Annotated in this window: 1 pseudogene; it reads left to right on the top strand. The window is 68.6% G+C overall.

Annotation, left to right across the window (positions count from 1 at the left end):
- A pseudogene (locus tag QMG73_RS46210) lies at positions 1-220 on the top strand (Pecanex-like protein 1); the annotation flags it as partial.

Below are 220 nucleotides of genomic sequence, written 5' to 3'. Positions count from 1 at the left end.
CAGGTCGCTCCGGATCCGGAGCCGGCGCCGGCGTTCTTCGTGGCCACTGAGGACAATGGTGGTTCGGACCGGCCGGATGTCATCGAGATCCGGGTGCCGGGTCTGCCGCAGCGCGGTACTTTCCAGTGCGCGGCGTGGGCTGGTGACGGTTCGCACCGTCCGCCGATGATGCAGCGGGCCAACCAGATCCCGGCGTTCGACTCGGTTCGGGTCAACGTCC

The organism is Phytohabitans aurantiacus (assembly GCF_027923225.1).
Classification (GTDB): domain Bacteria; phylum Actinomycetota; class Actinomycetes; order Mycobacteriales; family Micromonosporaceae; genus Phytohabitans; species Phytohabitans aurantiacus.
Note: the sequence above shows the minus strand (reverse complement) of the source record. Positions and strands in the feature narration are given on the sequence as shown.